Genomic DNA, 9,151 nt, shown 5'->3' on the forward strand with positions numbered 1-9,151 from the left:
TTAGTTACTGAATTAAGGCAAAATTTTGGTTCACGCATTTCCTAAAACCCACATGCTTGCTGCCGGCACTGTTGGCGCTCTCCTGACATTGGTTCTGCTTATCAGCCCGAGCAGCAAAGTAAACGCCAACAAGAGCACGACGGTGCAGCTTGAAATTAGCGACGTGCCGAGCTCATCGATTGCTGCTCTACACGATGAAGTAAAGCCGCCAGCTGAGCCAACAAAGCCAGTTGAGAATTGGCACAGCTTTACCGTCAAAGAAGGCGACACTCTATCTAAACTCTTTTCACAAGCCGGTTACAACGACACCACGATGTATGCGGTCCTTGGCGCAGGAAATAAGAATAAAGAGCTGACACGAATCTACCCTGGCGAGACGATCGCCTTTCTCAGCGATGAAAGCGAGAAACTCATTAGAATTAGGTTAGATCGCTCACCAATCGAAAGCGTTTACCTGAACCGTCAAGATGACAGCAGTTTTAGTACTGAGATCGCAACCAAGGAGCCTGAAGTAGAGCTCGAATATGTTGAGGGCGTCATCGACTCGTCTTTATTTCTTGCAGGTCAAAAAGCGGGCATGTCTCAAGCCCAGATAATGGGCCTCGCAAACATTTTTGGATGGGATGTTGATTTTGCTTTAGACATCCGTAAAGGAGACGCTTTTAGCCTTATATACGAAAAGCTTTATGTGGACGGCAAAAAGTACAAAAACGGCAAAATCCTCGCGGCGAATTTTAGCAATCAAGGACGCAACCTTGAAGCGGTTCTGTTTACAGACTCGAGCGGCGTTTCAAACTATTACACCCCATCTGGTGAAAGCATGCGCAAAGCGTTTCTTCGCACCCCTGTAGACTTTGCACGTATTTCTTCGCATTTCAATCTTAAGCGAAAGCATCCGGTCCTACACAAGATCCGCGCCCACAAAGGCACTGACTATGCGGCATCACGAGGCACACCAATTAAAGCAACAGGTGATGGAAAAGTCGTATTTGCGGGCCGCAAAGGTGGTTATGGCAATGCAGTGATATTGCAGCACGGCCAGAAAATCACGACGCTATACGCTCACATGACTAAATTTGCGCGAAACGTAAAAACAGGAAAACGCGTTAAGCAAGGGCAAGTTATCGGCTATGTTGGTAGCACAGGACTCGCCTCTGGCCCTCACCTGCATTACGAATTTCGCGTTAACGGCGTACACAAAAACCCTGTCCGGGTAAAACTACCTCATGCGAAACCAGTACCAAGCGAGGAGTTAACGCAGTTTGCTCTGCAGACCAAACCTCTTTTAGCGCAACTGCAAACACTGCGTGAGGATTATCAACTCGCGTTTAACGCACAATAGCGACCAGGCATGCCCCGAGAGTACTATATTGGCTGCATCTCGGGCACAAGCCTTGATGGTTTAGACCTCGCACTTGTGTCCTTCGAAGAAGATTTCTGCGAGGTCGCTGCTTCATTCTGCGAAAAAATCCCAGACAAACTGCAAGCGGATTTATCATCTCTTTGCTCGCCTGGCCCTAGCGAAATTGAACGGCTTGGACGAGCCCACACCGCGTTTGGCCGATTCATCGGACACGCTATAAACAAATTCATTGAAGCACATCACTTTGTCGTTCGCTCTGAGATCAAAGCGATCGGGAGCCACGGACAAACCATCCGGCACCGACCGGACTTAGACCATCCTTTCTCAATTCAAATTGGCTCTGCTGCTGCGGTAAGTGAAATCACTGGGATTACAACGGTTGCTGATTTTCGAATGGCCGACTTAATGTCAGGCGGGCAAGGCGCGCCATTAGTGCCTGCCTTTCACAAGCAAGTCTTTTCGAGCGAAAAATCAAAGCGCTTGATCATAAACTTGGGCGGCATCAGCAACATTAGTGTACTCCCTCAAGAAGAAGCATCAGCATCCGTTTATGGCTATGACATCGGCCCGGCAAATGCATTAATGGACCGCTGGACAGAAAAACACCTTGGAACACCATACGACAAAGATGGTCGATGGGCCCAAACCGGAGAGATTATCGAGCCGTTACTCTCGAAACTGCTCAGCGATGAATATTTTTCTCGGGCGACACCCAAAAGCACTGGCCGGGAATACTTCAACATGACCTGGCTTGAAAAGAATTCGATTGAGAATGCTTCACCCAAAGATATTCAACGGACTTTGCTAGAGCTAACAGCGACAACCGTCGCTGACGCCATTAAACAAGAAAGCACGAAAGAGCCTGTCGAGATCTATGTTTGCGGAGGAGGCTCTCATAACGCATTCTTGGTTGAGAGGATAAAAGCTCTATCAAAGGCCACTTTATTAAACAAAACGGATACGCTAGGACTTCCGGCGGATGACGTCGAGGCTGCTGCATTCGCTTGGCTTGCTAGAGAAACTCTCGAAAGACGGCCTGGAAATCTTCCGTCTGTGACGGGGGCCAAAAAGGCCAAGATACTTGGCGCAATACACTACGCATAGCCCCCTAAGCCAATGTCCGAGATCCGCCAGAACATCATGTCGAAATAACGCCTTTCTTTAGCAACTCGGTGACTTTACTTGCCTTGAGCCCCATCATCGCCATCGTGGTCATAACACCACCCATGAGCGCTCCACCAACTCCAGCAGTCACCACGTCCGAGCCAGTCAAATAGAAGTTTTTGATTTCTGTTTTCGGGTGAATCCAGTTTTGCCGAAAACGATCAACATCGTGTTCAATTCCGTATATTTCACCGCCCTCATTCCACTGGAACCATTGCGTCGAAAGAGGCGTAGAAAGCTCAACATAATCAAGCGCGTCTTTTAATTGAGGCATTTGCTTATATAGGGTCGCCATTAGACGATCAGTCAATTCCTGCTTCAAATCATCGTACTCTTCACCTCGTTTGCCCCACGTTGTTCCTTGCCATTGCTCAAACCACTCAGGCTTGCATACTGTGACGATCTCAACAGTAGACTTATTGGGATAACGCTCATCCCAGTTAGGATCTTTTGCAGAAGGAAAAGAGATATAGATAAGCGGAAAATCATAATCTTTACTCTCATGAAAGGCCTCGACTGAAGCGTCATGATCGTAGGTTGGATAGATCCAGAAGTTCTTCTTCGGAATTCCTAGCTCCTCTGCATTCCCTTTAAACCCAGCATAAATGCAAAGATGCGCAGAGGATGTCTGAACCTTATTTACCAGCTTGTCGTAGCCATTAGCCTTGACGACTTCTTCAGACAAAAGCTTGTTGATCGTCGGTACTAGCCCCGCGCAGCTGACGACTGCATCTGCTGTAATTTCTTCACCTTTAACGAGCCGGACACCATAAGCCTTGTTATTTCTAACCAGCACCTCATCGACTCCGGCATAGGTAAACACTTCTCCACCAGCCGCTTGAATCAAGGGGATAATGGTTTCAGCGATCTTTGCTGCACCTCCCACAGGGTATGCACCACCATTAAGATAATGTTTCGCAACCATGGCATGCATGATAAATGCAGATTTCTTTGGAGGCAGCCCATAGTCGCCCCACTGCGCTGTTAACACGGCAATAAGCTCTTGGTTATCCGTTAGCTCAAAGAGCACCTCATACGTGGTTTTGAACAAATAGTCTGGCAGCAGTTTCTCTTTAAAACGGTTGTATAGTGAGCCGGCCACTTTGGGTAGCGCTTGGCCGGCGAAAAACTTAGGAACAAGAGAGCTGGTTTTGTATAGAAGCTCGACGTATTTTTCAATCGCGGCTGCTTCGTCCGGAAAACGAAAAGCCATCTGTTCAATGAAGTTTTCTTTTCCAGCAACAAAGTCGTAGTAATCTTCACCTATCACGATTTGATCATAAAGAGGATCCATCTCCGCCCATTCAAGCTTTCCGTCAGTAATAACATCAAATACGCGGCGCAATGTACTGTGCGGTCGGTGCACCTCGCCAATATAATGAACACCCACATCCCACTCATAACCTTCGCGCTCGTATGCATGCGTGTAACCACCCGCCGTATAGTGCTGCTCCAGCACACATACCTTTTTACCTAACTTAGAAAGCAATGCAGCGTTTGCCAGCCCACCGATACCGGAGCCGATGACAATCACATCATAATGATCTGAAGCCTTTTTCTTTCGAAAACGTGTACCAGTGCGAACCATAATCAAAGCAGCCTTTTTAGATAATTTTTTATGTTTTTTTGCATAGTATTCAGTTCTAAAATATTATGCAACAAATTGCATATAAAAAGAGTAAAGAGTTTGTCCCTAAAGCACGCCATCCTAGTCATGCTCGAACAAGAGCCCAGCTCTGGTTACGATCTACTAAAACACTTTCGTGAGAGCCTCGGTTACTTTTGGAATGCCAAGCACCAGCAGATCTATCATCAGCTGAAAGTACTTAATCAGGACGGCCTGATAAATTGCGAGAACGCGACTCAAAAAGGAAAACCGGACAAAAAAGTATATGAAATTAGTCATAAAGGGCGTACGGAGCTACAAACATGGCTTGCAGAACCCGTCTCTGCCTCAAAAACAAATGATGCTCTTTTGGTCAAGCTTTATGGCACAGCAGCGGGAGACGAGAAAAGTATTTTTGAAGAACTGCAGAGGCATATCGCCCTGCATCAACACATACTTGAAAAGCTTCGCGGAATCGAAGCGGCCTACCACGCACTCCCTGAAAAACAGCAAGAAGCGCAACGCTTCCCGTTCATCACTTTAAGGAGGGGAATAATTGGAGAAGAAGCGTGGTTGCAATGGGCAACAGAAGCGACACAATTGTTTAAAAAATAATCAGGGCTTTTTGTGTCATGAACAAGTATACTCGCGCCCTCTTTAGACCCCCCTATCCCAACGAGGACAATTTTTGTGACCCAAGCTTCCAACAGCTTCAATGATCTGGGACTTCCAGATGCTCTTCTGCGCTCTATATCAGAACTAGGCTATGAACACGCCTCCCCCATCCAAGAACAAGCTATTCCAACGCTCATGCAGGGACGAGATGTTCTCGGACAGGCTCAAACAGGAACGGGTAAAACGGCCGCTTTCGCTCTACCAATACTGGCTCAAATCGACCCTAAAAATTCAGATACGCAAGTGCTTGTACTCGCACCAACGCGCGAATTGGCGATCCAGGTTTCAGAAGCTTTTGAAAGTTACTCAAAATATTTAAATGGCGTAAACGTACTCTCCATCTATGGTGGTCAAGCTTACGGCATTCAATTAAAGCAATTAAAACGGGGCGCTCAAATTGTTGTCGGCACACCAGGTCGAGTTATGGACCATATGCGACGCGGTAGCCTTAAAATTAACAACCTTAAAACACTCGTACTTGATGAAGCAGATGAGATGCTGCGCATGGGCTTCATCGATGATGTTAACTGGGTTCTTGAACATACTCCCGATTCACGTCAAATCGCGTTATTTTCAGCGACCATGCCAAAAGAGATTAAGCGTGTCGCAGACCAGCATCTAAATGATCCAGCACTGATCAAGATCGCGTCAAAAAATGCTACGGCAAGCACGGTTCGTCAGCGTTATTGGATGTGCAAAGGCCTAAACAAACTTGACGCTTTTTGCAGAATTTTTGAAGTAGAGCAACACGAAGGGGTGATTGTTTTTGTTCGAACCAAAGTATCAACTGAAGACATCAGCTCTAAGCTTCGTGCCCGCGGTTTTTCTGCTACAGCTTTAAATGGTGACATTCCACAAGCGGCTCGAGAAAAAACCGTTGACCGCCTGAAGAAAGGTGACATTGATATTCTGGTTGCAACCGACGTTGTCGCGCGCGGTTTAGATGTTGAAAGAATCAGCCATGTTGTAAACTTTGATATCCCATACGATACCGAAGCCTATGTACATCGCATCGGACGAACCGGACGAGCCGGACGCTCTGGCGAAGCTATCCTCTTCGTTGCGCCAAGAGAGCAAAGGATGTTGCGTTCTATCGAAAAGGTATCAGGAAAAACCATTGAACGTATGGAGATACCAAGCGCCAAACAAATTAATGAATTGCGTATAGAGCAATTTAATCAACAGATCATGGAAACCGTAGAAGCTGGCGACCTCAGTTTCTACCAAGATCTAGTAGATAAACTGATCGAAGAGCGACAAGTCGATCCCGCTATTGTCGCGGCGGCGCTTGCGAAGCTTTCACAAGGTGGTCGCAACTTATTAATCGACCCGAGAGAAGATCAGCGTCGAAAAGAGTCGGAGCGACCAGAGCGCAAGGAGCGATCCGAACGACCAGATCGAGGGCCACGAGAACGTAAAGAAGTGAAAGAAGGACCAATTCCTCCGCTACAAAAGTTCCCTGATGTTGATCTTAAACGCTACAAAATTCAGGTAGGCCACATGGACCAAGTAAAGCCGGGACAGATTGTCGCTGCGATCGCGAATGCCGCAGATCTCTCTAGTGACTACATTGGCCAAATCGAAATTTATGACACGATGACAACGGTAGACTTACCAGACGGAATGCCAAAAGCACTGCTTAAAACTCTTCAAAAGACACGAGTTGCACAACGACCGATGAAAATGGTTGAACTCTCAGCGGCTTTTCCGCAAAACGGAAGTGCGGATTCAGAGAGAAAACGCCCCGCAAAACGCCAACCTCGAAAAAGAGAGAGTCGAGACAACTAATTCAGACAAAAAAAAGCCCGCTCAATTGAGCGGGCTTTTTTTATATCTTTGTTTACTTGCTGTTATCAACCATGTACTTAACGGCATTTGCGATATCGTCATCAGAACAAGTCGCACACGTTCCTTTAGCAGGCATGGCATTAATACCATTGATCGCGTTTGCAATAACTTGATCAAGCCCCTTGTCCATGCGAGCGGTCCAATCAGCCACGTCACCTAATTTAGGCGCGCCCAGAGCACCCGTCGTATGGCAACCGGCACACACTCCGTTGTACAACTCTTCAGGGTCGCGCGGACCAGAAGCCACTGCCGCAGAAGCGGAACCACAATCCTCGCCCTCTACACATACACTACCTACTGGCATAGTGCGCTCTCGAATGCTTGCGTCATCCATTGCGGCTGTCGCCGTTAATGCTACAGCAGCAAGAGCCAGCGCAGCAGAGATAGTTATTACCATTTTTTTCACGTAACACCTCTTCGTTCGTTATATGTGTTAGGAGGAAACCGACAGAATCCAAAGTATAGGCCAAGCGCTCATGATCTTAAACGCCTAGCCAAAATGCTGTGCGCGATTTTAACCGCCAATTGCTGCGCGCCACAAGAAGATTTCTAATTTCAAAAGGTTATATAGAACATGGCCAATTGCGTTTTTTTTACTAAACTATAAATATTCGAGTAACAAATCCAATATATGCTCGAACTAGTGGAACACGAGAATAAAAATTAAGGACTCAACACCCCCACTTTTTTCTTGTGTTCAAACTGCCCAATACACAGTTTTTAAAGGTTTGATAAATGTCAGATAAGCGTTCCGGAACCGTAAAATGGTTCAACGAATCAAAAGGATTTGGATTCATTCAGCAAGAAAGTGGTCCCGACCTGTTTGTTCACTTTAGTAACATTGATGGAGATGGTTTTAAAACACTGTCTGAAGGTCAAAATGTTACGTTTATAGAGGGCGAGGGTCGCAAAGGCCCGCAAGCAGAGAACGTAACACCTGCATAATAAGCCTTAAACGACGACTGAAAAGTCGTCGTTTAACCCACCGTTTGTTTTAGTTTTCTAAACCGCTCATATCCTTCATAAAGCGCCTTGTTTAACTGAACGCGTAGTTTCTGCCAAGAACTGTACTCCACCACTCGTCTTTGATATAGATGCATACTGACGTATCCCCAAACCTCATACCAGCGGACAGGCCCCATCCCTTTCCCACAAATGCCAGTCTCTTTATCGAGCATCATTACCTGCATGAGCACATCTTCGTTCCTCGGATTCTGAAAACTCAAACCTAAAGACTTAAAGCCCATATATTCATAACGAGGAACAAATTCGGGAGCGCTGCCCACTAAAATGTAGTTCTTGCCAGCCGTTAATCCTTCTCGATACATACTTTCAAAAACACCCTGCAGAACATCCGTATCCTGATAATGGCGTTCAATACAAACTTCGGTAATTTCCATGATTTGCCCGTAATCAGGCAAAAGACTGAAGCTCGTGCGAGGCAAAACAGATTCGAGCTCAAGAGGCTTGTTGGTGCGCTCACCAAACACTAAGAGAGCGGAACCTATCACCCTTGCGTTGTGAAAAGCGATCAATATCCGGCCATAGGCATCTTGTTCCAACGCAAAGCGCGCAATGGGCTCATCTTTATCGCACAGCCCCAACCTGGCATAGGACTTTCTACGAAGTTTTAGCACGGCCTCATACTCTGCTTGGGTTTCTACAAATCGATACTGTACGAAGTTTTGAATACTTGTCGCTTCAAGCCCAGAGAGCTTTATTTCCTGAGGTGTCTTTTGTGCGAAGTGAAAACAATGCTGAGATAACTCTTTTTGCGCTAACTTAGGAAACGCCTCTACAGCCACGAAACAACTAATCAGGTTATCCTCTGTCAGGCTGATATTGGAGACCGTGCCAATCGCCTTTTGTAAACCATGAACAGTACCGAGGCTGAACTCGACTTTCATGCCGCTAAACAACGTAAAATCTGAATTTATATTTGAAGCAAAAAAGCCGTTAGCAGAAAGACTTTCAACCTCGAAATAAGAGCTTTGCTTGTAAGCAAAAGGGTGAACGAGTTGCCCTTTTAGACTCTGTTCAGGGCTAAGAGTAACTGGGTGAAAATTTCCATGCGGGTTGCTTTGTTCGTGCTCAATAACGGCGGATATTTTAGTGTTGCCGTGTCGATCCTCGCGCAAATCGATAATCAAACCATAAAGATCATATTCGTGATCAATCATTGGACTGACGCGCAACTTGATCGAACCACCGACAGCAAGATCATGCCGAGCACTTGCATCGATAACAACCGCGAAACCAATACTCGAAAAGTCGATGAGCGAGGCTTCCACCTCGCTACCGAGAACGGCAACGCTCGCTCTGAAACCGTGCCTGCCAGTTAACGCTTGCCGCGCGATTCGGCGGTCTTCATGCCGAATGAATCGAGTTTGAAACTCCATAGCTATATACCGTTGCCCTTATCGTTCTATTGCCTTATTGCGGGACTTCTAACAGTTTAAAACAAAAGTTCTCGAATATCCGACAAATATTTTGCG

Annotated in this window: 8 protein-coding genes; 5 read left to right on the forward strand and 3 right to left on the reverse strand. The window is 46.4% G+C overall.

Annotated features, from left to right (window positions below):
* The first annotated feature begins 25 nt into the window (after positions 1 to 25).
* Both A3750_RS06760 and A3750_RS06765 read left to right on the forward strand, forming a co-directional pair.
* Positions 26 to 1,342: an OapA family protein gene (locus tag A3750_RS06760; RefSeq protein ID WP_156498466.1), complete on the forward strand. Its 1,317-nt coding sequence runs from the start codon at positions 26 to 28 to the stop codon at positions 1,340 to 1,342.
* A 9-nt stretch (positions 1,343 to 1,351) separates the two neighbouring features.
* Entirely contained in the window at positions 1,352 to 2,467 is a 1,116-nt protein-coding gene (locus A3750_RS06765; protein WP_068455691.1) for an anhydro-N-acetylmuramic acid kinase, read from the forward strand.
* A gap of 34 nt (positions 2,468 to 2,501) precedes the next feature.
* On the opposite strand, the gene A3750_RS06770 is transcribed toward A3750_RS06765, so the two are convergent.
* The gene (locus A3750_RS06770; RefSeq protein ID WP_068455694.1) at positions 2,502 to 4,115 is read right to left on the reverse strand and encodes an NAD(P)/FAD-dependent oxidoreductase; all 1,614 of its coding nucleotides are present in this window, start codon (positions 4,113 to 4,115) and stop codon (positions 2,502 to 2,504) included.
* A gap of 99 nt (positions 4,116 to 4,214) precedes the next feature.
* On the opposite strand from A3750_RS06770, the gene A3750_RS06775 reads away from it, so the two are divergent.
* On the forward strand, positions 4,215 to 4,748 hold the full coding sequence (locus A3750_RS06775) for a PadR family transcriptional regulator (RefSeq protein WP_068466000.1): 534 nt from the start codon (positions 4,215 to 4,217) through the stop codon (positions 4,746 to 4,748).
* A gap of 75 nt (positions 4,749 to 4,823) precedes the next feature.
* Positions 4,824 to 6,596 carry a DEAD/DEAH box helicase gene (locus A3750_RS06780; RefSeq protein ID WP_068456118.1) on the forward strand — a complete coding sequence of 591 codons (1,773 nt, stop codon included), beginning with the start codon at positions 4,824 to 4,826 and terminating at the stop codon, positions 6,594 to 6,596.
* A gap of 52 nt (positions 6,597 to 6,648) precedes the next feature.
* On the opposite strand, the gene A3750_RS06785 is transcribed toward A3750_RS06780, so the two are convergent.
* A complete protein-coding gene (locus tag A3750_RS06785) occupies positions 6,649 to 7,053 on the reverse strand; it encodes a cytochrome c5 family protein (RefSeq protein ID WP_068456115.1) in 405 nt (134 codons plus the stop codon).
* 338 nt (positions 7,054 to 7,391) lie between these two features.
* On the opposite strand from A3750_RS06785, the gene A3750_RS06790 reads away from it, so the two are divergent.
* Positions 7,392 to 7,601 (forward strand): cold-shock protein, encoded by a 210-nt coding sequence (locus tag A3750_RS06790; RefSeq protein WP_068456112.1) that lies wholly within the window; start codon positions 7,392 to 7,394, stop codon positions 7,599 to 7,601.
* Positions 7,602 to 7,633: 32 nt separating this feature from the next.
* Here A3750_RS06790 and A3750_RS06795 read toward each other — a convergent pair whose 3' ends face one another.
* Positions 7,634 to 9,055 carry a hypothetical protein gene (locus tag A3750_RS06795; protein WP_068456109.1) on the reverse strand — a complete coding sequence of 474 codons (1,422 nt, stop codon included), beginning with the start codon at positions 9,053 to 9,055 and terminating at the stop codon, positions 7,634 to 7,636.
* Positions 9,056 to 9,151: the final 96 nt, after the last annotated feature.

It is taken from the genome of Oleiphilus sp. HI0079, assembly GCF_001635105.1.

Coding starts and splice junctions, on each gene's coding strand:
- A3750_RS06765 (WP_068455691.1), top strand. CDS start 1,352: ATGCCCCGAGAGTACTATATTGGCTGCATCTCGGGCACAAGCCTTGAT.
- A3750_RS06770 (WP_068455694.1), bottom strand. CDS start 4,115: ATGGTTCGCACTGGTACACGTTTTCGAAAGAAAAAGGCTTCAGATCAT.
- A3750_RS06785 (WP_068456115.1), bottom strand. CDS start 7,053: ATGGTAATAACTATCTCTGCTGCGCTGGCTCTTGCTGCTGTAGCATTA.
- A3750_RS06790 (WP_068456112.1), top strand. CDS start 7,392: ATGTCAGATAAGCGTTCCGGAACCGTAAAATGGTTCAACGAATCAAAA.
- A3750_RS06795 (WP_068456109.1), bottom strand. CDS start 9,055: ATGGAGTTTCAAACTCGATTCATTCGGCATGAAGACCGCCGAATCGCG.